Source organism: Acinetobacter sp. I-MWF (assembly GCF_025433935.1).
GTDB lineage: Bacteria > Pseudomonadota > Gammaproteobacteria > Pseudomonadales > Moraxellaceae > Acinetobacter > Acinetobacter guillouiae.
Genome location: NZ_JAMBAR010000001.1, coordinates 1,494,620 through 1,517,922, shown reverse-complemented (window position 1 = coordinate 1,517,922; position 23,303 = coordinate 1,494,620). Strand labels below are relative to the sequence as shown.

Here is a 23,303-nt window from a genome sequence, read left to right as displayed (position 1 = left end):
GAACAAAGTTTATACCCATTACGCAATACTTTTTGACATAAAGCTCATTAAATTTTGAGCGACTTAATTTCAACTTAAAAATCTAAACTAAAATGGAACTGGACAATCAAATTGTACAAGCTCCTCTGTTTTAGGATGATGAAAACTCAGTTGTTGTGCATGTAGACAAAGTCGCGGCATAAGCTGCTGTTGTTCTACAGTTGCATATAAAGTATCACCAATAATAGGATGTCCTAAATATTGCATATGCACGCGTAACTGATGTGACCGTCCTGTAATTGGGGTTAACTCAACACGGGTTACAGCCTGTCCTTGAATTTGAAAATGTTGGATTGCTTTCCAATGTGTTAATGCAGGCTTGTTATGTTCTGGATCAGCAATATGTAAGGGTGGATGTTCTGGATCATAAATCACAGGAACATCAACTGTGCCTTCACCATGTAAAGTTCCAGCAACAACAGCTTGATAGGTTTTAGAGGTTTGACGTTCTTGAAACTGTCTAGAAATACTTTTTTGTCCCCATTTACTCAGTCCAAATACCAAAATCCCAGAGGTATCACGATCTAAACGATGAATGAGTAAAGTCTTAGGCTCGATTTTTAATAATCTGTTGATAACACAATCTTGTAAATCTGCTGTTTTTCCTGGAACTGTGAGTATACCTGCTGGCTTATGGATCACCATAAAATCATCATCACGATGGATCAGGTGTTCGGTTAGAAAATTACTCAAAGTTCAGTTCCAATGATCACGCAAACAAGCAGGCAATTCTAAGAATCTTGGAATGAAATTACAATCAAAATTATCTGATTTATTCGATTATTCTAAAGAAAGAATAATAAATCGTACAATTGCTTTAAATTCATTGGTAATTTACAAAGCAATCAAAAACTTTAGATACATTTTGCCAATCAATTGTGGAGAAATTGGATTAATTCATTGAAAAAATAAATTATTGTCTATTTTTTGGTAGGCTAAAAACTTAACACCCTATTTTTTTAATGGTATAAACAATACCTTAAGATTAAATGAGCAAAATATGAATAAATTAAATTATAAATCTACATTGTCCATTTGTATTATTTCCGTATTTGCCATGACCGGCTGTGCAACTTCAACCCTTTTAAAGAAAGACAACGGTGTCCGTACCCGTAATGTTCAAACTGTATTGGTCAATGATACGGTTTTAGCATTTGGCAAACCATCACAAGCAATTTCTGCACTACCTTCTGACAGCATTGTCATTGCAGGACAAAAAAATAGTTATGTCATCACCAGTGGTGGTGCCCGATTTGTCAAAGTGATCACAGGACTTGATCCAAAATTTATTCAAATTGATAAAGCGCTGACTTTCAATTCAGAAAAAAATGATGGGCATTTTTCAGGAACCCTACCACTCAAATATGTCAAACTTTCTGAAGATGTCACTAAACAAGATCGTGTATTCTTTATTGAAAATGGTGCAGAAGAATGTACCACCTCAAGTGATCAACGTCTAAAAGCACAACGTTTCTGTTTTAACATTGCTTTATCTGGTCTGGTTTACCCTTCTGCTTCTAATATTTCATCACTAAAAGCACTGAGTAAACCCTATCAAGTCAGTATCTATACCACTCAAGAGGTAAAAGATTACTCAAATGCTGGCAGTAAAACTGCAGATAAACTGGTGTTATTCCCTTTTGCTGTCGCTTTTGATGTAGTGACTTTACCATTCCAAGCGCTTCATAAGATTTTTGATTGATTGAAAATAATTCAGGATATTGCATACAATATCCTGAAACTTAGCAAATATAAAAATACGATTCCCAATAGCATGATTCCACTTTCTTTTAACTATCTTTGGATTTTCTTTGTCGCTGGCTTTGGGAGCATTATTTTTAGTCTATTTACGATTGGATTAATATTTAGCTCGAAATTCAGAAATACCCTTAGGCATGGCAATATTTTTATTCAGTCTTTATTTGTCTGTAGTGTACTCTGCGTTTTTTTGAGCTTGGCACTCTATTTCCTTGTTCTATATACAAAAAATGAGATTGAAAAAGAGCATCACTCCATACATAAAACATTAAGTTCGCCTGAGAAAATTTTAGGCATTCAAATGCCACAAGGGACTGAACTTGAATTATTTGAACCTGATCAATTGACCTCATTGAGACAAGCCAAATTTCCCCAACCCGTATTATTTGGAAAGCTGCAAATTAACAGCATGAAAATTCCTCGTGGTATTGATTTGGAACTTTTTGATGATCGTTCCACCACCTTAATGGGGACAGGCGAGGATACGATCGAAGGTTGGAATTGTCAGCTGATGAGCTATATTCAAGTCTATTTAGATGATGCTGGCAACATCATTGGTTTAGAACACTGTAATCTTGCTCAAGATATGCAGCTAGCAAATATTACGCTTGTGGCACAGGCAGATATTGAACGTTCTAAATATCAAAAATATCCAGACAACTTTGTTTCTACAGATTACTGGCGGATTCACAATCCTCTCACCCAATACAAAGCTGTTTCCCTACAATGGGCAAACGTCTATTTGGATCAAAATAAACAACTCATCGGGATTGAAAATGGCACACTGACAGAAAAATTAACCTTAGGTGATATCCAATATCCAACAAATACTGAATTCAATTTATTGGTTCATCCTTTAACACAAAATGAAACATGGTTATTTACCCCGCCCAATGATCAAAATGCGGTTACTCGCAATGGCAAAGTCTACACACATGATCAAACGATTGTTCAGCGCCCTAATGGCAAAATTGAACAAATCCTCAATAGTAATGATCCTAGAATTTTAGTCCGAAGAATGAATCACTAATGCTTAAATATTAATATTCCAAACAGCATAGGCACTTTTCATGGTCTTTTACTTTTTATCTCTAATATTTATTTACAATTATTCATTTCAATTTTCAAATCCTTGACCACATGCTTGGCATATAACAATTTACTGCCATTTAAAGATAAATAGAAGTCTGCTAGCCTAATCAACAAGGTCAAGAACTGGCTTTTAAAATAGATCAGCACTCATAAAATTAAACGCAAAGTACCCAAAATTAGACATTTTTTTTAACTTTTAAGCCGTTTGATAAAAAAACAAACAAATTCACAAAGATTCTGTTGTAAAAAACAACAAAATCTTTATAATCCAACTAAACAGACAAGTCTGTATAATTTGCTGAAAAAACGAATGACATGTGCATTCAGAGGGTATAAGAATAAATATAAGAAGATGCTTCAAGCATCTCTTTACCTGATGATTTATTGTTATGACAATAAATCATCAGGTATATAAAAAACTTATCAGCAAAGCGCGATTCACTTCAAGTGATCGCGCTTTTTTATTTTCAAGTTTTAAGGAAAATTAGGGGCTGTTGACAATTCGTCTATGTTTGCGACTACGTGTGTTTTTTAGGCGATACTAGGCGCGAAATACGAAATTTAGTCATTCTAAATGAGTAGTTCGTAACGACGTAGCGGCAAAAAACACACTAGTCCCGAAGGGTTGTGGCTAAAATTATCTCAGCCTTCGTTTGCGACTACGTGTGTTTTTTAGGCGATACTAGGCGCGAAATACGAAATTTAGTCATTCTAAATGAGTAGTTCGTAACGACGTAGCGGCAAAAAACACACTAGTCCCGAAGGGTTGTGGCTAAAATTATCTCAGCCTTCGTTATGAAACTCGAAAATAGTCTCGCTATTCTCTTCGTTTCATGCCTTGCCTGCTCAATTTTAACCTACAACGCAAGCCATTTATGAAATCTCAACAGCCCCTAAACAGATCAACAAGCGCAAATATTGATTACGCTTGCAATCTGCGATTATTCAACAAACTTAAAGGTTAAACTGAACTCGGTTGAGCTAAAGCCAATTCTATCTGAATCAGGGTTTCTACCCGTCTCCAATAATCATCTAAACACACTTGCTGAGGATCTATTTGCGCCTGAATCGTCATTCCGTCAAGAAGACTCGACAAGAAAGAAGCAAGTTGAATATCTTGTTTAACACCTAAATGACGCAACGCATTACTCAAATGCCCTTTTAACCACTCTTTATAGTCAGTTGCAGGTTGGAGTGATGACGGATAAACTTTTGAAATTTCTTCTACGGCTTTTTGGAACATACAACCATTAAAATCTTCACTATGAAACCATGCGTTGTACCATGTGAAGATGGCTTTAATATGAGATAAATAATCTTGTGGATCACATTTAGCGATTGCAGCATCTAATGATTCTTGCAAATTGAGATTTCTCGTGACCAAACATTCTTCAATCAATTTGGCTTTAGATGGAAAATATTTATAAAAAGTCATTTTTGCAACGCCAGACTCACTAATAATTCGGTCTATACCGATAGAATTATAACTATATGTATTAAAGAGATTCAACGCTGTATTAATGATGTCCTCTTTTTTTGACATTTGTTTTTACCTGATGTACAAAAATTTAAGATTAAAATTAAAGCATTAGCTTATAAGAACAGCACATAAATACGAATTACTTCAAGTGTATGCTAAGAATTATATCTTAAATTCATATGAATACTGAGTTTTTATAAAAAAACATCAAGGCTACAAAGGCAAGTATATGAAATATAAAATATTAAACCTGCATAAATACTAGCAAAACAAATTGTTTTTTACTATTATAAAAACGGCAAAATTAAAATTTTAATGCAGCATATGAGCATATTATCTTTCACGCAATCTGAACATACTCGTTTCGAGTTGCTGCATTTCATTCAAAATTCCTTGCAACCTGAATTATGGCAGCAAAATACTCAAGCTATCGCAAATTTAAAGCGACAAACACACTGTCATGTTTTATTTAAGCACCCAATATTAGTCCAGTTGAATCAAAGCCAGCTGACACTTGAACAACTTAAATTTATTCATATTAATTATTTTACGGCGATTGTTAAAAATTTTACAGATGCACTTAGCATGGTAATTTATCAAGCCGTTAGCCTCGAAAAAAACCATAATATTCATCCAGAAAATAGGATTGCAGCTAAAATATATGCACGCTATTTACTGTCGCTAAACTTAATTGATGAACTGGGTTTCAATACACACCAACTCGAAAAAAGCGCTGCATCCAAATCACATCTGGTTTATTTTTTAAAATTGATGCAGCAGTTGGAATTAGATCCATTGGATCAGCAACAGACTGAAATAGAAGCTTTTGCATTAGCCCAATTTATTCACCAACATATCAATTCTTATACAGAATTATTGCTCATTTTGGCTTGTACAGAGCTGCAAGTCATAAAGTTTAGTGAAGCACTCCGTAACAACATGTCGATTTACAACAGTAAATTTATTGAAGGTTATTATGCTTGTCATGGGCTGGCTGATCAAAATGACGCGACCCTTGCCAATGATGACAACCATCAAGATGACATTTGGACCCTACTGATACAATGTTATGATCAAAACGACCAACAGTATTTGGACCAAGTCCAGTCTGAGTATTTAGCACTCTGGAATAATTTCTGGAGCAAAATGTCAACGCGTATAACTGAAATTTAAACGCTTACTTCATGATGTTTTTTTGATCCCATTGCTGAGATCAAAAATACTTTATTGTTGAGTAGTTGAGGGTCATTGTAAGACGTGTTGAGTCGGCATATTTTGTTTACGTTCTTGTAGTGCTTTCTTCATCACCTGATAACCGCCAGTTAAGCCTAAAGTCGCCATAATCACGGCCACAATAATATCTGGCAACATGCTTCCTGTACCAAAAACCCCAATAGCTGCAAAGATTACGGCGACATTTCCAATCGCATCATTACGACTACACAGCCAAACAGACTGCATATTGGAGTCGCCATCTCTAAAAGCATAAAGCACAAGGGCTGAAATCACATTGGCGATTAAAGCCAGTATACCAATCGCTCCCATGGTAATCGCTTCTGGCGGAATCCCTTTCGTATAGGCATAGATCGTTTTGCCGATCACGACAAAACCAAAAATTGCCATGATTGCCCCTTTAAACAAGGCAACAGTCGCTCGCCAATACAGCGTTGCGCCTAATACCGCTAAAGAAACGGCATAATTGATGGAATCACCAAAGAAATCCAGAGAATCGGCCCAAAGTGCAGAAGAATGTGCATACGCCCCACCAATCAATTCAACAAAGAACATGGCAAGGTTAATAAACAGTGCAATCCACAAAGCCGTTCTAAACTTGCTATTCGGTTTCTGTGGTGCAGGTTCATGACTACATGTACACGCCATGACACTTCTCCTTGATTCAATATAAATGGGCTTCTCTGCTTATTTTTTTCAGTCAAGTTGGTGCTTTACAGAAAATCAGCACATGCTTCAACAATGATGAAAAATTCAGCTATACTGCTATTTAAAACTATGGAGTTAGTCCAAGGTCAAGTTGATTCAGGAAAATAAACCATGCAGCAATACTTAATTAGTGATCTCGCTAAAAAAACTCAGCTGTCGACGGATACTGTGCGGTTTTATGAGAAAAAAAATCTGATCAGATCCAGTTATCGTGCAGATAATAATTATAAATATTATGATGATGAAACATTAAAGCGGCTTATTTTTATTAAACGTTGCCGCGCATTAGATATGACCTTACATGAAATTACTCAACTTTTAGAGCATCTACAACATCCTGAACAAGGCTGTAAAATCATTGACCAATTGATTGAAGAACATATTCGACATGTAGAAACTCGAATATATGAATTACAACATTTTAAATCACAACTGCATGAATTACGTCAATCCTGCTCCTCGAACACCACTATTGATCATTGTCAGATTGTCAAAAAACTTGAAGGATCGGAATAATTTATAGTCAAACCATCTATTTATTCATACAAGTCATTGGTCACAAATGAAACGTATATTTTTGCATGAACTTTAAAAAACCATTAGTTATCAACTCGTTTTTTGTCCTTTTAAATCATACAAGGTGTAGCTATCGCATGGCGACATGGATGTCGCCGTTGAGCGGGGGTATATGAGCAAAAATAAAGCACTGCTTTGTTTGCAGCGCAAGAGCCCTGTTAAACGTAAGATTTTTGTCCCTTTTTATCTCTAAAAAGGGAGGCAATCGCCTACGCAAAGGTATTTAAACTTTGAATATAAGGTGCGGCATTGCAAGCTTTACAAGCTAAAAAATCACCCCATGCAATTGATTTAACTAAAAATATTTATTAATAAAAATTATATTCTTGTACCTAAATTTTTTGACAGATTGACTATACGTTGTGTTGAATAGGTCTTTCGGCTATTCCCTCTGCTGATTGAGCCCATGCGCTGATTTAAAAATAGTTTTGCGCAGCCATAGCGAAACACTGACCAACGCAATCAATACAGGGACTTCAACCAAAGGACCAATAATCGTGGTAAATGCGACAGGTGAAGCCAATCCAAATGTTGCAATCGCGACAGCAAGTGCCAATTCAAAATTATTTCCTGCCGCGGTAAAAGAAATCGCCGTAGTTTTAGGATAATCATTGCCCATCCATTTGCTCATAAAAAAGCTCAGGAAAAACATCACCACAAAATACAGGGTTAATGGGATGGCAATTCGCAGTACATCGAATGGTAAGCTAACTACATCCGCCCCTTTTAAACTAAACATCGCCACAATGGTAAATAACAATGCCAATAAACTCAGCGGGCTGACTTTAGCGATAAACATTTGTTGATACCAGTCTAATCCTTTGCGTTTAACCAGAATAATCCGACTTAGAAAGCCCAATAAAAATGGGATACCTAAATAGATTAAAACCGCATGTGTAATCGTCCAAAAGCTAACATCAATAACTTTTCCTGCCACACCAAAATACGGTGGTAGAACTGTTAAAAACAACCAAGCATAAGTACTAAAAAAGACAATTTGGAAAATACTATTAAAAGCAACCAAAGCTGCGACATATTGATTGTCACCACCTGCTAAGTTATTCCATACTAAGACCATCGCAATACAACGTGCTAAACCAATAAGAATTAAACCCGTCATATATTCAGGATAAGCATGTAAAAACACGATCGCTAAAGCAAACATCAGGCACGGCGCGATTAACCAGTTTTGTAGCAAAGACAAAGTTAACGTTCGTTTGTCTTTGAAGACTACAGCTAAGGTCGCATAATCCACTTTGGCAAGTGGCGGATACATCATCAAAATTAAACCTATCGCAATGGGTATATTGACTGACTCAAGGCTTAAACGATTTAAAGCCACTGCTACCTGTGGGAAATATACGCTGATGCAGATCCCCAATCCCATCGCAATAAAGATCCATAAAGTTAAATTGCGATCTAGAAAAGAAAGCCGCGAAGTTGGCTGATTTGAGTTCATAACTGCTTACTCACAACAGCTGTTGATTTGGATCAAGTCTGAACCACCCATAACTGAATTCGCAGTTTGCGCTGCAATTATGTTTAATACTGCATTGGCCCATTCTGGTAATTCAGGATTTAAACGGTAATACACCCATTGGCCTTTGCGTTGATCAAGTAAAATGGACAAATTCCTCAACAAGGCCAAGTGTCTAGAAATCTTTGGCTGGCTTAAATTTAAGGCTTCGGTGATTTCACAAACACAAACGTTACCTTGTGCCAACACAATTTTTAAAATATCCAAACGAGTTGGGTCAGATAAGCACTTAAAGAAATCGGGTTGATCCATCGCAATTACTCAATTTTATGGTTTAGTATATTCACTATTGCGAATATACGTATATCCATATATAAATGCAATATTGCTTTTTAACAGAGAGTCGATCGATGTCATCTCAAATTAAGATTTATCATAATCCTGCCTGTGGGACTTCACGCAATACCCTTGCACTCATTCGAAATGCAGGTATCGAACCTGAAGTGATCGAGTATTTACAGTACCCACCAAGCAAGGCACAACTCATCGAGTTGATTCAGCAATCTACTTTGTCGGTACGAGATGCAATACGTAAAAATGTTGATGTTTATAAAACCTTAAAACTAGATCAAACAGAATGGACTGACGATCAATTGCTTAATTTCATGTTGCAATACCCGATTTTAATCAACCGCCCTTTTGTGGTGACTGAATTGGGTGTACGTTTATGTCGGCCCTCTGAATTGGTTTTAGATCTCTTATCTGCGCCACAACGTGCTGCTTTTAGTAAAGAAGATGGTGAAATTATTATCGATCAGCAATTAAAAAGGCTTAAATAATTTTTTAGGGTTTTTCAAAAAACCCGATTAATTAAACATAAGATATTGAATATTAAATATTTTAACAAAAATCAGCTCAATTAATCCTGAGTGTTTTACTAGGTTGAATCTTATTTTCAAACCCTTACAATAAAACCATATTTTTAGTATGCCTTTTAAATTTATATGAGCATCTCACACATTACTGAACTCCTATCACCAGCTGGATCATTGAAGAATATGCGTTATGCATTTGCTTACGGTGCCGATGCGGTATATGCAGGTCAACCTCGCTATAGCTTGCGAGTTCGTAATAATGAGTTTGATCATGATCATTTAAAAATAGGGATTGCTGAAGCGCATGCCTTAGGCAAAAAATTTTATGTTGTGGTAAATATTCAACCGCATAATGCTAAATTAAAAAATTTTATTCGTGATCTTGAACCTGTGGTCGCCATGCAACCTGATGCACTGATCATGTCAGATCCTGGCTTGATCATGCTGGTTCGAGAAAACTTCCCACAAATATCCATCCATCTGTCTGTACAGGCAAATGCGGTCAATTGGGCAACCGTAAAATTTTGGAAAAATATGGGACTCACCCGTGTCATTTTGTCACGTGAGTTATCTATCGAGGAAATTGAAGAAATTAAACAGAATGTACCCGATATGGAAATCGAAGTTTTCGTACACGGTGCACTCTGTATGGCTTATTCCGGTCGTTGCTTACTTTCAGGCTATATGAATAAACGTGATGCTAATCAAGGCGCTTGCACCAATGCATGTCGCTGGGAATACAATATTCACGAAGCAACAGAAGATGCATCTGGGGATGTCATTCCAGTCCAACAACTGGAGACAGCATCAGACTGTTGCAACAATAAAGATGCCGACGAGCAACACGCCATACAACAACATCAATTTGGCGAACCGGTTTTATTACAACGTCATAAAGAAGACATGTTTGCTGCTGAAGAAGACCAACATGGCACTTACTTTATGAACTCTAAAGACTTACGTGCAGTTCAGCACGTAGACCGTTTAACCAAGATGGGCATTCATTCCTTAAAAATCGAAGGACGCACCAAATCTTACTTTTATTGCGCCAGAACAGCACAAATTTATCGCAAAGCGATTGATGATGCGCTACAAGGAAAACCGTTTGATCGGGCGTTAATGTCACAACTCGAAGGTTTAGCCAATCGAGGTTATACCGAAGGTTTCTTACGCCGTCATGTCCATGCTGAATATCAAAACTATGCATCGGGATCCTCTCAGTTTGACCATCAGCAATTTGTTGGTGAAGTGCTTGAACGCAACGATGATTACATCAAGATTGAGGTGAAAAATCGTTTTGTTGTGGGTGACTCTATGGAACTCATGACCACATCTGGCAACATCACATTTATTCTTCATGAAATTTTAGATAAAAACAGACAACCGATCATAGATGCAAAAGGCTCAGGATATATTGTAGAAATTCCAATTCCTGCCGATATTGATATGCAATATGCCTTATTAATTAGAAACTTACCAAATTCGACTGCTGATATTTCAGCATCATCATTGGCTTACCAAGCAGTTTAGGATATCGAAATGGCTTTAATGATTACAGACCAGTGCATCAATTGTGATATGTGTGTACCAGAATGCCCCAATCAGGCAATTTTTGAAGGCGAAAAGTTCTATGAAATTGATACACAGCGTTGTACTGAATGTGTCGGATTTTATGAACATCAAACCTGTGTGGATGTCTGTCCAATTGAATGTATTGTTCAAAATCCACAACATATAGAAAGCAAAGCACAATTATTAAATCGCTTTCATTATCTAAGTTTGTTTGGCTAAGACAAAATGCCACACCAATTCTAATCTTGGAACGTATTTTGCTTAGTTAACGCATAGGTTCAGATAATAATAACAATAAAGAAAATGGAGCTGAGCTGTATGGCAACACAGCTCATGAAAAGGGGAAAACAACAACATTAGGGAAAAGCCAAGGTGTATTTGGGGAACACTTTGGCTTTTTTCTTATTTAAAAATTTCTGTTTGATTTAATCTTTAATTTCAAGATAGGCAATATAAGCAAAAAGCTAAGCGATGATAAAAAATCACAGATCTTCATTCATGGGCAAAATTTTGCAAAAACTTCTCCTTACACCACTGTTTGACTTCATTCACAATAAAATCAGCATCTGGCAAAGTTAAAAAATAGTAATTCCATGCCGTTTCAACACATGGGGATACAATTTTCAGCCGCCCTTGTTGTAAATCATTGGCAATCGAAATGCGGCTTAATAATGCAATACCCTGTCCAGACAATACAGCCTGAATTGCATGACTTTCTTGCGTATAAAATACCTGCGCTTGCCCTGCTTGAATATGTAAGCCTTGTTTTTCAAACCATTTCTGCCAATTGACTCGATTTGGACAGTATTCGTCTCCCCAGGTAAAGTGAATCAATGGCACAGTCGTCCAGTTCATAGTTGCAATATCCAAAGAGGGATGCCCGACAGCTACATATTCATCAACTGCAAATAATTCTGCATCAACATCTTGATAGCCCCCTGAACCATACCGAATCGCTAAATCATAGAGACCAGACGTCATATTGATGAGGTCATAACTCGCATGTACCCGAAACATAATATTGGGAAAGCGACTTTGTAACTCTGGCAAATAGGGAATAATCCACTCACTTGCAAAGGATGGTGTTGTTGTAATGGTAAATAATCTTTGTTTATTTTGCTCAAGTTGAAACAAAGCAGTTTGAATCTGTCCAAAACCTGACTGTACATGCTTAAGCAAATACTCTCCTTCTGGCGTTAGGCTAATCGAGCGTGTACGTCGTTCGAATAACTGTATATTCAATTGATGTTCCAGCTTCTTGATACGATGGCTTAAGGCGGTAGGTGTTAAAAACAATTGGTCTGCTGCTTTTTTAAAACTGAGTTGTTCAGCGACATGCTGAAAAGCCAACAATTGCTCCAAGGAATTATGCAAAACCACCGAAGATCACCGTGCAAAATATAAATGAATTAGATTCAGTTATAACATGTATTTTTATCGTTTGTTGTTTTTTTCATATTCTATAAAAATCAATTTGAACAAACAACAAATTGAGTAATGATCATGGCAAATATACTAAAAATAGATACTAGTTTAAGAACAGGTATTTCAGGTACGCACCCACATGGTTCTTTAAGCCGACGCTTAACCGAATTATTTATTGATCAATGGAATGAAATTGATTCATCTGTGCAAGTTAAACATCGTGATTTAGGTCGAAATCCACCCCCTTATATTGATGAAGAGTGGATCATTTCTGAATTTGGTTATGCAGAATCTGAAGAAAAGGCACAACAACGCCTACAACTGAGCAATGAGTTTATCGAAGAATTACATTGGGCAGATATTATTGTGCTTGGCGTACCGATGTATAACTTTGGCACACCTGCTCATCTAAAAGCCTATATTGATCACATCGTGAGAATGAATAAAACCTACTCATTTGATCTTAGTAAAGAGCAACCGTACTCAGGGCTTTTGGATCATCAAAAAACCATGATTATCCTTTCTGCCCGTGGTGGGCATGACTTCGATTCAGCTGATGCGCCATTTCCCAATCATGCTGAACCCGCAATAAAAACAGCATTCAATTTTATAGGTATCGAAAAATTTCATGAAATCGCAATTGAGTATCAGGAATTTGGTGGCGAGTTGTTAGCGCAATCGATCCAAGCCGCAGAACAAAAAACCATTGCGCTTGTTCAAGATTTGCAACATTAACAAAGCTTATTTTCGCAAAATCTCTTCAATAGTATTCAATCTCCAACACAAAAAAAGGAATTGAGCTGTTAGCAACTCAATTCCTATCAAGGGTAAAACATGAGATAAATGTTAAGGCAAGCCAAAGTTGTCATTGCGACACTTTGGCTTGCTTTTCAACATACAATCATTGAAAGATTATTGACCTGAACGAATGATGTAATCGAATGCAGATAAAGACGCTTTTGCACCCTCACCAGCTGCAATGATGATTTGTTTATAAGGCACTGTTGTACAGTCACCCGCAGCAAATACACCTTTTACATTAGTTTCATTACGATCATTTACCACAATTTCATTACGGTTTGAAAGCTCTACAGCAGTTGCTTTTAAGAAATCTGTGTTTGGTAATAAACCAATTTGCACAAAGATTCCCGCAAGTTCAATGGTATGCAGTTCGTCTGTTGCACGGTCTTTATACTTCAACCCTGTCACAATCGAGCCATCACCAATCACTTCTGTAGAGAGTGCATTCAAAATCACCGTGGTATTTGGCAAACTATTCAATTTATCTTGAAGCACTTGGTCAGCACGAAGTTGAGTATCAAACTCGATCAATGTGACATGTTCAACAATACCTGCAAGATCAATTGCGGCCTCTACACCTGAGTTACCCCCACCAATCACGGCAACCTTCTTGCCTTTAAATAATGGACCATCACAGTGTGGGCAATATGCAACACCACGTGTTTTGTACTCTTTCTCACCTGGTACATTCATCTCTCTCCAACGTGCACCTGTAGATAAGATGACCGTTTTTGATTCAAGTTTTGCACCATTTTCCAGTTCAACTTCAACTAAACCATTAGTTGTTTGATCCGCACCAACAATGTTTTTCACTTTTTGTAAGTTCATAATGTCCACACCGTACTCACGTACATGCGCTTCCATATCTGAACCAAACTTAGGACCTTGTGTTTTTTGTACTGAGATAAAGTTTTCAATATCCATGGTGTCCATGACCTGACCACCAAAGCGCTCAGAAACAATACCTGTGCGAATCCCTTTACGTGCAGCATATACCGCAGATGTTGCACCAGCAGGTCCACCACCAATCACCAATACATCAAACGCTTCTTTAGCATTCAGCTTTTCAGCATCTTTAGCCGCAGCACCGCTGTCCAATTTCGCAACGATTTCTTCCAAAGTCATACGACCTTGACCAATATGTTCGCCATTTTGGAAAACCATAGGTACAGCCAAGATTTTGCGTTCTTCAACCTCATCTTGGAAGAATGCACCGTCGATCATGGTCGCTGTAGTGCCAGGATTATTAATTGCAATCAAGTTAAGTGCTTGAACAACATCTGGGCAGTTATGACAGCTTAAAGAAACGAATACATCAAAATTCGCAGTCAGGTCTAAACCTTTGACTTGAGCCAAGATTTCATCAGAAACTTTTGGCGCATAACCTGATACTTGTAATAAAGCTAAAATTAGCGAGGTAAACTCATGCCCCATCGGTAAACCAGCAAAGAATACACGAGGTTGTTCACCTACTTTTGCAATACCAAAGCTCGGTTTACGATCATTCTGACCATCGAAACGTGCAGTCACTTGATCTGACAGCGCAGCAATTTCAGTCACCAACTCTTTAATTTTGTCTGACTTATCAGAACCATTTAAAGAAGCAACAATTTCAATTGGGCTCTCAAGACGCTCTAACAATGTTTTTAATTGAGCAGAAGTATTTGTATCTAACATGCTAACAATCTCCAAGGGAGTAAATTTCTTTCGTTGAATGTATATTACGTCTATTTAAAAAATAGATAAAACAGTTTGTTTTTATTAAATCAATCGGTTTTTTAGTTTAACAAAAATCAGCCACGTTCTCATCAGCATATCCCCCTATTCTCAAATTTAAATTCTTTAATGCTGGTATATATATGGGCATTGGCTAGAAAATCAATAGACATCCTCCGACTTCCTCGAAACTTAAAATTAGATTAATTTTCAACAAAAATAATATTTCTTCGACCATCTCTCTACAAAAAATCATGCGCAGCCAAGCCACAAAGTTTTAAGCTAAATTTATGTTGTGGTTTCTCCAATTAAGTACAACAAGGTGTACTTATTCACAATTCCTGTATAAATAAGTGAAGAGGTAAAACAATGAAAATAGAGTTCGTATTCGATATCGTCTATCCAATGAGTTATGTGGCGTTTGAAAAACTCAAACAACATTGGAATCAACCCATGGCGAAAAAAATCGAATTATTACCTGTGCAAGTTTTACCAGAAATTCCAGAACAAGGCTTAGATGTTTATCAATACCTGACTGAAAGATATGGAACCAAAGAAGCCAATCGCAAACTTGATATGGCAAAATTTGCGGCTTATAGTCAAGATTTAACCGTAGATATTGAGCATATGAAGCGTATGCCCAATAGCCGTTTAGCCCATCAAGCGATATTGGCTTTAGACAATATCTTTGACCAATTCGCATTAACGCAGGCTTTATTCCACGCCATATTCGCCCATGGTAAAGACATTGCCAACCCAGAAGTACTGAAACAAATCATCGAAGGTATGGGCTTGGATGGCACGAAAGTTCTACGTTCTATTCAACATAAGGAAATCGCAGATAAACAAACTGAGATCACCCACTATGTACAAGGTTTCGGTAAACACCCAACGCCTTACTATATTGTGGATGGTGAAATTTGGGATAAAACCTTTGATACCTTAGAACTGAAAGACCTGATTACCAACCGAGCGAAAGATGTCGCTTAGGACAACGAGATTTAATTTTACAGCAATAAAAAAGCACTTTTGCTCATCACAAAAGTGCTTTTTATCAGTATTTTTACAAAGTATAAGCTTTAAAATGTTGCACTAACCGATACGATGACCAATTCGATGTAAACGTTTCGCAATTCGGCTTGCCACCCCATAAATCATCAAGCTAAAAAATAAACTGAGTGCTGAAATTCCCCATAAAACCTTTTCAACAATGTTCGACCAAAAGCTTGCACGACCCACTTGCGCTTCAACACCTTGCGCAATCGGGGAAAGCGCTCGATTAAATACCTGATGTTGAATTGTCCATAATTGCTCAGGTTTAAAGCCGTATTCCAAAAAGCGCGAATCAGATTGCTCCGCTTTAATCAATTTTTCTGCGTAAACCGTCGCCACAACCTTATCAACAGGTTTATGCATCAACGCGGTTTGTGCCAATAAATAGCTTTGTACTGTTTCCGGCGCATCCGATCTTTGCAGATATTGATAAATAGCGCTTTGCTGAATGTTTTGATCATACTTTATAAATGATTTTAACTCCTTGTCTTCATCATCTTTCAGATCATATTGCACATAAGTCAAACCAGACCAGAGTATAATCAAGGATAAAAGCCATGCTACAAATTTAAGGATAAAAGATTGAAAGCGCACTTTAAAAAAGCGAATTTTTTTTAATACACCCACAATAATAAATGCGCCAATAAAAGACACTATTAATTTTAAGATCAACCAACCCAACCATGACAATGCATTCATCAGATAGTCTGGTTGATGGATATATTCTCTTAACTGCTGATCTAGAATATATGGCAAGTGCAATTGATGAACCTGTTGTGCCACACCAAATAAGTTAAAAACCAATTCCTGTTGAAAAAAAACAGAAACTAAACTTGCGATACCCACAGAGGATAAAACCACAGCCGAAACCATCAAATTCCGTTTTCGACGCTGAAGTATTTTTAATCCATGTTCGATCTGTTGAATATCTACAGGATATTGAGTTTTTTCAGTCAACCTTTACACCTTTAGATGAGATTGTGCCAAGATTTAAGCTTTGGCTTAGGATTGATGTGTACTGGTATCTAATACCAACTGTTGCAAATTCGATTGAAGCGCTTTAATCCGAGTCGAAGCCTCTTCACGTTTTTGCATGCCCTCTTTCTGAATTTGAATGACATCATTTACAGTTTTAATCAGGGTATTTTGAACATGTTCAAGTGTTTCAATATCAATCACTGAACGTTGATTGGCTTTGGCAGTATCCACAGAATTTTGATGAAGTAAATCTGCATTGCGTTTTAATAGCTCATTGGTTGCATCATCAATCGTGTTGGCAAGTTGTACGCTATTTCGTTGCTCATTTAGTGAAATCGCCAAGCTGATCTGGTTTTTCCATGCAGGTAAAGTAATATTTTTAATGGCATAAAATTTATCAACCAACATCATATTATTGGATTGAATAATACGAATCATCGGTAAGGTTTGCATTGCAGATTGTTGCAAGACTTGTAAATCACTGACCCGCTTTTCTAAATTGTTGGCTAAATGGTTGAGGTCATAAACACGCTGATTGATTTTAGGATCTTGCTCTTGCTGAGATAAAGTCGCAATTTCTTGCTGCACTTCAACTTGCTTGATTCGGCCTGCAGCAATATAAATACCCAGTTGTCGATATTCCTCTTGCACTCCATTAAACATACGATCTAATGTGTCCACCCGTGCTTTTAAACCTGTTTGCGATGTTTCAATTTCCTTGACCAATGAATCTATTTGCTCTTTAGTGGTATTAAAATGTTGATCGAAACTTTGCTTAGCACCTTTAAACTTACTGAGTATGCTTCCAATAAATCCTGAGTTTTTTGATTGATTCAAAATGCTGGATGTATTCAATTGCTGAGCAACTTGCACAACTTCATTTAATTTTTGTCCAGTCACATCTAAGTCTTTATTTTTGACTAAGTTGAGTAATTCATCTGTATATGAAGATGTTTTGGTCGCAATATTTTTACCATATTCAGCTACGGATGCATGATTAATATTGGCTAGGTCTTTATGCGCATTAACAACCTCATTAAAATCTTCGGTGTTTAAACCTATTTCTTTCAAATTCAATTGTTCAAACTTTTGTAATTCCAACGGCGTATTGGATTTTTCAGTTAATGCTTGATGATTCGAATCACTCATACTTCTATCCTATTTATTTTCTAATGATTTCTTTAATGATTGAATTAATTTATCACGACTTTTATCCAATTCTTCAGTCGTTGTAAAAGAATTCTGCGCACTACTCTGTTTGACATGATATTGCCATGCAGGAATCAGGACATGCTGAGCTTCATTAAAGCGATCAAGTAAGCTCAACGAAAGCTGTTGTGTTAACTGCATTTGTGCTAACGCAATATCATTACTGGCTTGTAGCGTTTGTAGCGTATTGACTTTCTTAGACAGCCGATCTGCAAAATTATCCAAGGGATGACGATGTTGTACAAAAGCAGGATATTCATGTAAAAATTCCTGCGCTGCACGAATATATTTCGCCATTTGCTCTCTTAAGCCATTGGCTTGTTGGAATCTTGCTTCCGACTTTTGAATTTCGATTTGTAATCTTTGACTCAAATGTTTGGCTTCATCAATTAAACTTTCTAAATCATTTAAATATTTGACTTGTCCAACACTAAATTCCAAATCCAAACCTAACCATTTTTGTATCGCATTGAATTTACGTTGATTTAGCTTTTTCTTGGATGCAGATAATTGCTGAATAATATGTGCAATAATTTGACTCAGCTTTTGCGTCAAACTTGGATCGATGGCTTTTAACAGTACCGATTGTGCTTGAATCAACTGATCAGCATACAAATTCAGTCGTGTTTGATTATCGAGTAGTGGAACCAAATCATTTCTTTTAATCGAAAGTAATTCATCAGAACTACATGGGATCTGTTCAAGCGGTGTAAGTACAGTAAATTGCTTCATATCAGTTCAAAATGAATAACTTTTCAATGATTTAAGGGAAATCAATCAACAAACCCTTTCTATTTAAAACTTATAATACAAATTAGGAAGAAAGCCCATACAAATAGCAAAAAACATACAGATAGCAAAAAGCCAGTTTTTAGAAACTGGCTTTTTGCTATAACACAATGTGTTAAAAATGATTATTTTAAATGTATTGATTTGACTGTTATTGCTTTGGTTGTCTACTCATACAACGATAAGCTGTTAACCCGAACAATCCAAGAATACTCAACCACCCCAATGAACCACCACCACTTGTACGTGTACTTCCTGGCGCTGTACCTGAGTTTTCTAATTTCACAGTTGCAGCATTAGAAATAACACCATCCGCATCATACACATAGTAGGTAAATTTATAGCTAAATGGATCAAGTGTATTTCTAAGTTGAATATGGACTTTACCACCATAGCAGGTATATTTACTATCGCTACCAGGACAAGGGCCGCTACGATCAGCAGTAATCACGACAGGATCGATATTTGTTCCAATACGAATAGGTAATTCAACCCCATCTGTATTGACATAAAATTTTGGTTTATTCGGCTTCGCTGTTAATGCAGCCGCATTACCATCACCATCATCATTGGCATATTGCAGTAAATCTACGTCAATTGCTTTGGTTGAGCTATATTCAATTTTAAAACTACTATCCTCTACAATAGGTGCAATATTAGTAAAGCTTCCAATCACATAGGCTGAAGAGCTAATGTTTGGATCTGTCTTTAACTTAAGTTGATAACTACAGAATTCATTATCGCCCGATGGTGTAACACTGTCATCTATACGCCATAACATAATTCTCTTTAAGTTCGGATTCCACTCACATTTAAAGTTTGGATCTTCCTTACCTGCAAAGACTTTATTGCCATCCAACAAACCCACACCAAGTGGTTTTACAATCACGTCATAATTGTCCACACTTAAATGTTTTACCACCCGAACATCTTTACCAGTAGCATCTTTAGTTATAATTTCTGCAGGCAGATTGGCTACAAAAGGATCGACAAAAATCGTGCGATACTTTTGATCTGATTTGGTGTATTTGATTAAATTACTATACAACTCTGACTGAAATTTATAAAAGGGAATATAATCTTGCTTGGTTGCTGGGTCAGCAATCAACTTATTGTAATTATCCAAGATGTTTTGATAAGAGCTAAGTGCAGCAACGACCGAGGTATTGGTTGAACTTAAGTTATTTGCGGTTAAACGTAACACTTCTGTAGAGCCAATATCACATGAATTTGCTACATCGTTTTGACCATTTGAGTTTTCTGCAATCACGCGTGTGACACCACGCTGATCAACGCCACTACAACCTGTATAACCAATATCGACAAGATCTTTGTCTGTACCTAAATTTTTAGGAAAATACATTGGCATAAAGCCTGTAGATTCACTTGGTGCTTCTAATTCATTTAAAATAGTTGAAAATTCAATATTAGCCAGATCCAGTGAATGGTCCTTGCCCTCTTTAGTCACAGCCTCTGCAACTTCGCACTGATCATCACCAGCAGCCAATTTTAAAGCATTATAAACAAGTACAACACCTGAACCTTCCACCTTACTCACATCACCATTTGCATAACGGCAAGATTTCCCAGTATTGTAAGCCAAGATATTATTACTCAATGCTTTTATACCATTGAATCCATACAGCAGGGTTGCCCAAGCATCATTCTTTACAATGGTATTGCTGACCAATGACAAAGAAGAATTATCACTAAAATTAACCTTTCCTTGTGGCGTCAATTGGCTAAATTGGATGATGCTACCTTGACTGGCACTTGCAGTATTTTTGGTCATGGTATTTGCAGTAAATGTTACTGCTGGTTGCCCACAAAAGCTAAACATACTTAAGCTATTTGCAGCACCATTATTCATGAAAGTCGTACCACTCACTGCAATATTTCGTGTTGTAAAAACCAAGTTATCCGCACACGTCATTCCAAGTACACTGCCTTGGTCCGCAGTATTCCCATCAAATAGACCATAACTTACAGTCAGGGAGCTCGATACATCGTTTAAATAAATCGCACCACCAATTTTCGCTTTGGAATTCAGAATAGATACGTTATTTAAAGTTGTCGCACCACCAGCATAAATCGCACCACCCACACTGTTATTGGTCTCATTTAAACTTGATCCATCTTTTAGAATCAAATCATTCAGCGTTAAACTCGGCTTATTTTCATAAATGGTATTGAAAATACGCGAGTTTCCTTGACCTGAAATTGTGGTTTTTAATGGGGTTGCCGCAGGGAAATTATTGGTCAATACATCTGGGCGACTATAGTCACCAGGTTCTTTACCAACAATGGAAACATCTGAGTTAGGTCTTAACTCTTTAGTCAACTTATATTCACCTGCTTCTAACTGAATCACATTGGGTACTGTTGAATAAACCTGTCCTGCACTACAGCCACCATAAGCTTTATGTGTGGCGGCAGCGCGTAATGCTTCTCTTAACGAACACTTATCAAGATTTGTCCCATCTTCATCATCAAAGGTGGTCACATAAATCGTTTTATCATCTGCCGCCATCAATGACATGGTCGACAATACAACAAGTGTCAGAAATCCTTTTTTATAGTTTTTCATGTGCAATCCTTTACTTATATTTGATCCGTCGATAGCCTGCTAAACCGATCAATCCAATGATTGAAAGAAATCCTAAACTTCCGCCAGAAGTCTTTACTTTATAGTCCTTAAAGTCATCAGGTTTTCTTTGTACAATTCTCGCAGGGATCGTAATATAAGGATTATCTGATTTATTAAAACTTGTAGTTGAAGTCACTACATTGATTTTAAATTCATCTGAACCTTGCCAACGACTATTTGGTGTGTAGACAATATCACCAGCCTGATTTATCGTCATGGTGCCTTTAGATGGGGTATTGGTTTGAATAACTTTTAAGCAACCAATTTGCCAAGGCTTACCATTGTCATCCAATTCACGATTAAAAATTTGTTTACACTTTTCAGCACTGACAAGTTCGCCATCTTGTAATTGATCTGAAATTGAAAATTTAGCTGTTTCTCCATATAAAATATCTTGACCCACCGTCGAAATATCTGAGGTGTTAATCACCAACTCAATAGCACCACGATCACATAATTCTGAATTAACATCTCGATTTTTCCCGCGCTGATCAACAGATGAACAAAGTGTTATCTTATCTTGAGGTTCTGGGCCATGGTTAATAAGTAGAGAATCTTCAGCTGAATTATAACTTGGTAAAATTCGTGGTAAGAAATAACCTAAAGCTACCGTAGGCGCCTCAGCAAATGGGCATAAAATCCCATTGGTACTATAGTCACACTTGCCTTCTGTGGTACTTCCAGCAATCAGTTGTGCATTACCTAAGGCTGTAGATTTAAAACCAGTACATCCTGAAGAATAGAGATTATTACTGATCTGTTCTGCTTCACCACCAGACACAATCGTACAATCTTGTGTACCATTTTTGGCAATAATACTATTTGCAACAAAACCTTTCTTTTGAGGGGCGTCTACAATAAGGCCCATACTATTGAGGATCATGGTGATATTATTGAGCTGCATAGCATCGTAGACTTTAACCACATAGCCTTTATTGTTAAAAATCGTACTATTTTCAATCCCATAGGGCGCAGTAGAACCAAAGGCTTTTAGTGCATCTTCAGAAAATTGATTTTGTGTTTCAAAGTTTGAACTTGTAGCATCAGTAACTTCATTATCTCGAATCAATGATTGTGTGATAACAAATGCAGGTAATTCAGTATAAATTACACCACCTTTTTCTGCTTTATTGCCTTTGATTAAGGTCTTGTTAATAGCAACGATACTTAATGCGGTATTCGCAGCATAAATGCCTGCATTATAGATTGCACCACCTTCTTCAGCATGACCATCTAAAAGCTGGCTATTACTTATCCCCAATGCTTCTTTGTTATAGATCAGACCGCCTTGCTTAGCACATAGCTCTTGACCACAACCTTTTAAGGTAATTTCATCAAATGAAACCTTCAGCATTGCAGGTGGTGTCTCTGCTTTCTCATCTATATCTTTTTCGATCTGAAATAAACGTTCTTTTCCAACCATTTTAATAATGGCATTGTTTTTACCTACAAGCGTTTGTGTATTATTTACGTTACTTTCATAGGTCGAACCAAATGCGACATCCTTTAATATTCGGATTTGCTTATTCAGTGAATACTCTTTATTGCCTTGTAATATAATTTTTGCAGTCACCTCTTTGCCGCCACCACAACCATTATAGCCAGCTTCAGGCATTCCCTGATTGACGTATTCAACTGCTTCTCTTAATGAACACTGATTATCAGCTTTTACAATATCGTCTGTGGTAGTCACAGTAATATTTGCACTAAATGCCTGACCAGTAATACATAATAATCCTAAGCCTATGCCCCGTTTGAGCATTATAGTCTCCTTGATTTCTTTTAATTATTTCTTATTAGCCAGCATTACGCTTTGCTATCAGTCCTTTTTGCGTACTTTGTCACACACGATAAAAATTCTCAAGAATTTTCATC

General features: G+C 36.9%; 21 protein-coding genes. 9 read left to right on the top strand and 12 right to left on the bottom strand.

Translation table 11 applies throughout. From position 1 onward, the window contains the following. Positions 1–87: 87 nt before the first annotated feature. Entirely contained in the window at positions 88–732 is a 645-nt protein-coding gene (locus M2R48_RS07140; RefSeq protein WP_004820305.1) for an RluA family pseudouridine synthase, read from the bottom strand. Positions 733–1,039: 307 nt separating this feature from the next. Here M2R48_RS07140 and M2R48_RS07135 point away from each other — a divergent pair, with 307 nt between their 5' ends. Together M2R48_RS07135 and M2R48_RS07130 are read left to right on the top strand one after the other, a co-directional pair. Next, positions 1,040–1,741, top strand: coding sequence for a hypothetical protein (locus M2R48_RS07135; protein WP_262085584.1), 702 nt, complete (start codon positions 1,040–1,042; stop codon positions 1,739–1,741). Then, entirely contained in the window at positions 1,742–2,827 is a 1,086-nt protein-coding gene (locus M2R48_RS07130) for a hypothetical protein (RefSeq protein ID WP_262085583.1), read from the top strand. A gap of 1,023 nt (positions 2,828–3,850) precedes the next feature. Here the strand turns inward: M2R48_RS07130 and M2R48_RS07125 are convergent. Then, on the bottom strand, positions 3,851–4,432 hold the full coding sequence (locus tag M2R48_RS07125) for a TetR/AcrR family transcriptional regulator (RefSeq protein WP_262085582.1): 582 nt from the start codon (positions 4,430–4,432) through the stop codon (positions 3,851–3,853). Between the two features lie 261 nt (positions 4,433–4,693). Here M2R48_RS07125 and M2R48_RS07120 point away from each other — a divergent pair, with 261 nt between their 5' ends. Next, positions 4,694–5,542, top strand: coding sequence for a hypothetical protein (locus M2R48_RS07120; RefSeq protein ID WP_262085581.1), 849 nt, complete (start codon positions 4,694–4,696; stop codon positions 5,540–5,542). A 72-nt stretch (positions 5,543–5,614) separates the two neighbouring features. On the opposite strand, the gene M2R48_RS07115 is transcribed toward M2R48_RS07120, so the two are convergent. Continuing rightward, positions 5,615–6,250, bottom strand: coding sequence for a cation transporter (locus M2R48_RS07115; protein WP_096733672.1), 636 nt, complete (start codon positions 6,248–6,250; stop codon positions 5,615–5,617). A 171-nt stretch (positions 6,251–6,421) separates the two neighbouring features. Between M2R48_RS07115 and M2R48_RS07110 the strand changes: the two genes are divergently transcribed. Continuing rightward, positions 6,422–6,826, top strand: coding sequence for a Cd(II)/Pb(II)-responsive transcriptional regulator (locus M2R48_RS07110; protein WP_262085580.1), 405 nt, complete (start codon positions 6,422–6,424; stop codon positions 6,824–6,826). Positions 6,827–7,268: 442 nt separating this feature from the next. Here the strand turns inward: M2R48_RS07110 and arsB are convergent, their stop codons facing one another. Together arsB and M2R48_RS07100 are read right to left on the bottom strand one after the other, a co-directional pair. Further along, positions 7,269–8,345 (bottom strand): ACR3 family arsenite efflux transporter, encoded by a 1,077-nt coding sequence (gene arsB / locus M2R48_RS07105; protein ID WP_262085578.1) that lies wholly within the window; start codon positions 8,343–8,345, stop codon positions 7,269–7,271. Between the two features lie 6 nt (positions 8,346–8,351). Continuing rightward, complete coding sequence (locus M2R48_RS07100; RefSeq protein WP_151801968.1) at positions 8,352–8,675, bottom strand: ArsR/SmtB family transcription factor; 324 nt, start codon at positions 8,673–8,675, stop codon at positions 8,352–8,354. Between the two features lie 98 nt (positions 8,676–8,773). Here M2R48_RS07100 and arsC point away from each other — a divergent pair, with 98 nt between their 5' ends. The 3 genes from arsC to M2R48_RS07085 all read left to right on the top strand — a co-directional run bounded on the left by arsC (position 8,774) and on the right by M2R48_RS07085 (position 11,029). Then, positions 8,774–9,202 carry an arsenate reductase (glutaredoxin) gene (gene arsC / locus M2R48_RS07095; RefSeq protein WP_262085577.1) on the top strand — a complete coding sequence of 143 codons (429 nt, stop codon included), beginning with the start codon at positions 8,774–8,776 and terminating at the stop codon, positions 9,200–9,202. Positions 9,203–9,367: 165 nt separating this feature from the next. Continuing rightward, on the top strand, positions 9,368–10,768 hold the full coding sequence (gene yegQ, locus M2R48_RS07090) for a tRNA 5-hydroxyuridine modification protein YegQ (RefSeq protein WP_262085576.1): 1,401 nt from the start codon (positions 9,368–9,370) through the stop codon (positions 10,766–10,768). 9 nt (positions 10,769–10,777) lie between these two features. Continuing rightward, positions 10,778–11,029, top strand: a complete 252-nt coding sequence (locus M2R48_RS07085) for a YfhL family 4Fe-4S dicluster ferredoxin (protein ID WP_004721738.1) — start codon at positions 10,778–10,780, stop codon at positions 11,027–11,029. Positions 11,030–11,302: 273 nt separating this feature from the next. On the opposite strand, the gene M2R48_RS07080 is transcribed toward M2R48_RS07085, so the two are convergent. Beyond that, positions 11,303–12,160 (bottom strand): LysR substrate-binding domain-containing protein, encoded by an 858-nt coding sequence (locus M2R48_RS07080; protein WP_262085575.1) that lies wholly within the window; start codon positions 12,158–12,160, stop codon positions 11,303–11,305. A 153-nt stretch (positions 12,161–12,313) separates the two neighbouring features. On the opposite strand from M2R48_RS07080, the gene M2R48_RS07075 reads away from it, so the two are divergent. Continuing rightward, on the top strand, positions 12,314–12,970 hold the full coding sequence (locus tag M2R48_RS07075; protein ID WP_004820284.1) for an FMN-dependent NADH-azoreductase: 657 nt from the start codon (positions 12,314–12,316) through the stop codon (positions 12,968–12,970). 177 nt (positions 12,971–13,147) lie between these two features. Here M2R48_RS07075 and ahpF read toward each other — a convergent pair whose 3' ends face one another. Beyond that, positions 13,148–14,713 (bottom strand): alkyl hydroperoxide reductase subunit F, encoded by a 1,566-nt coding sequence (gene ahpF, locus M2R48_RS07070; RefSeq protein ID WP_262085574.1) that lies wholly within the window; start codon positions 14,711–14,713, stop codon positions 13,148–13,150. Positions 14,714–15,121: 408 nt separating this feature from the next. Between ahpF and M2R48_RS07065 the strand changes: the two genes are divergently transcribed. After that, a complete protein-coding gene (locus M2R48_RS07065; protein WP_004721747.1) occupies positions 15,122–15,742 on the top strand; it encodes a DsbA family protein in 621 nt (206 codons plus the stop codon). Positions 15,743–15,844: 102 nt separating this feature from the next. Here M2R48_RS07065 and M2R48_RS07060 read toward each other — a convergent pair whose 3' ends face one another. The 5 genes from M2R48_RS07060 to rbtA all read right to left on the bottom strand — a co-directional run bounded on the left by M2R48_RS07060 (position 15,845) and on the right by rbtA (position 23,190). Continuing rightward, entirely contained in the window at positions 15,845–16,762 is a 918-nt protein-coding gene (locus M2R48_RS07060) for a hypothetical protein (RefSeq protein WP_262085573.1), read from the bottom strand. A 45-nt stretch (positions 16,763–16,807) separates the two neighbouring features. Continuing rightward, positions 16,808–17,932, bottom strand: coding sequence for a toxic anion resistance protein (locus M2R48_RS07055; RefSeq protein WP_262085572.1), 1,125 nt, complete (start codon positions 17,930–17,932; stop codon positions 16,808–16,810). A 9-nt stretch (positions 17,933–17,941) separates the two neighbouring features. After that, positions 17,942–18,724, bottom strand: coding sequence for a tellurium resistance protein (locus M2R48_RS07050; RefSeq protein ID WP_262085571.1), 783 nt, complete (start codon positions 18,722–18,724; stop codon positions 17,942–17,944). Between the two features lie 208 nt (positions 18,725–18,932). Next, positions 18,933–21,368, bottom strand: a complete 2,436-nt coding sequence (locus tag M2R48_RS07045; RefSeq protein ID WP_262085570.1) for a CSLREA domain-containing protein — start codon at positions 21,366–21,368, stop codon at positions 18,933–18,935. A 10-nt stretch (positions 21,369–21,378) separates the two neighbouring features. Continuing rightward, positions 21,379–23,190, bottom strand: coding sequence for a rhombotarget A (gene rbtA, locus M2R48_RS07040; RefSeq protein WP_262085569.1), 1,812 nt, complete (start codon positions 23,188–23,190; stop codon positions 21,379–21,381). Positions 23,191–23,303 lie beyond the last annotated feature (113 nt).

Bases quoted from the DNA above. Each gene is read 5' to 3' on its own strand.
- M2R48_RS07135 (WP_262085584.1), top strand. From the start codon at position 1,040: ATGAATAAATTAAATTATAAATCTACATTGTCCATTTGTATTATTTCC.
- M2R48_RS07125 (WP_262085582.1), bottom strand. From the start codon at position 4,432: ATGTCAAAAAAAGAGGACATCATTAATACAGCGTTGAATCTCTTTAAT.
- M2R48_RS07120 (WP_262085581.1), top strand. From the start codon at position 4,694: ATGAGCATATTATCTTTCACGCAATCTGAACATACTCGTTTCGAGTTG.
- M2R48_RS07115 (WP_096733672.1), bottom strand. From the start codon at position 6,250: ATGGCGTGTACATGTAGTCATGAACCTGCACCACAGAAACCGAATAGC.
- M2R48_RS07110 (WP_262085580.1), top strand. From the start codon at position 6,422: ATGCAGCAATACTTAATTAGTGATCTCGCTAAAAAAACTCAGCTGTCG.
- arsB (WP_262085578.1), bottom strand. From the start codon at position 8,345: ATGAACTCAAATCAGCCAACTTCGCGGCTTTCTTTTCTAGATCGCAAT.
- M2R48_RS07100 (WP_151801968.1), bottom strand. From the start codon at position 8,675: ATGGATCAACCCGATTTCTTTAAGTGCTTATCTGACCCAACTCGTTTG.
- arsC (WP_262085577.1), top strand. From the start codon at position 8,774: ATGTCATCTCAAATTAAGATTTATCATAATCCTGCCTGTGGGACTTCA.
- yegQ (WP_262085576.1), top strand. From the start codon at position 9,368: ATGAGCATCTCACACATTACTGAACTCCTATCACCAGCTGGATCATTG.
- M2R48_RS07085 (WP_004721738.1), top strand. From the start codon at position 10,778: ATGGCTTTAATGATTACAGACCAGTGCATCAATTGTGATATGTGTGTA.
- M2R48_RS07075 (WP_004820284.1), top strand. From the start codon at position 12,314: ATGGCAAATATACTAAAAATAGATACTAGTTTAAGAACAGGTATTTCA.
- ahpF (WP_262085574.1), bottom strand. From the start codon at position 14,713: ATGTTAGATACAAATACTTCTGCTCAATTAAAAACATTGTTAGAGCGT.
- M2R48_RS07065 (WP_004721747.1), top strand. From the start codon at position 15,122: ATGAAAATAGAGTTCGTATTCGATATCGTCTATCCAATGAGTTATGTG.
- M2R48_RS07055 (WP_262085572.1), bottom strand. From the start codon at position 17,932: ATGAGTGATTCGAATCATCAAGCATTAACTGAAAAATCCAATACGCCG.
- M2R48_RS07050 (WP_262085571.1), bottom strand. From the start codon at position 18,724: ATGAAGCAATTTACTGTACTTACACCGCTTGAACAGATCCCATGTAGT.
- M2R48_RS07045 (WP_262085570.1), bottom strand. From the start codon at position 21,368: ATGAAAAACTATAAAAAAGGATTTCTGACACTTGTTGTATTGTCGACC.
- rbtA (WP_262085569.1), bottom strand. From the start codon at position 23,190: ATGCTCAAACGGGGCATAGGCTTAGGATTATTATGTATTACTGGTCAG.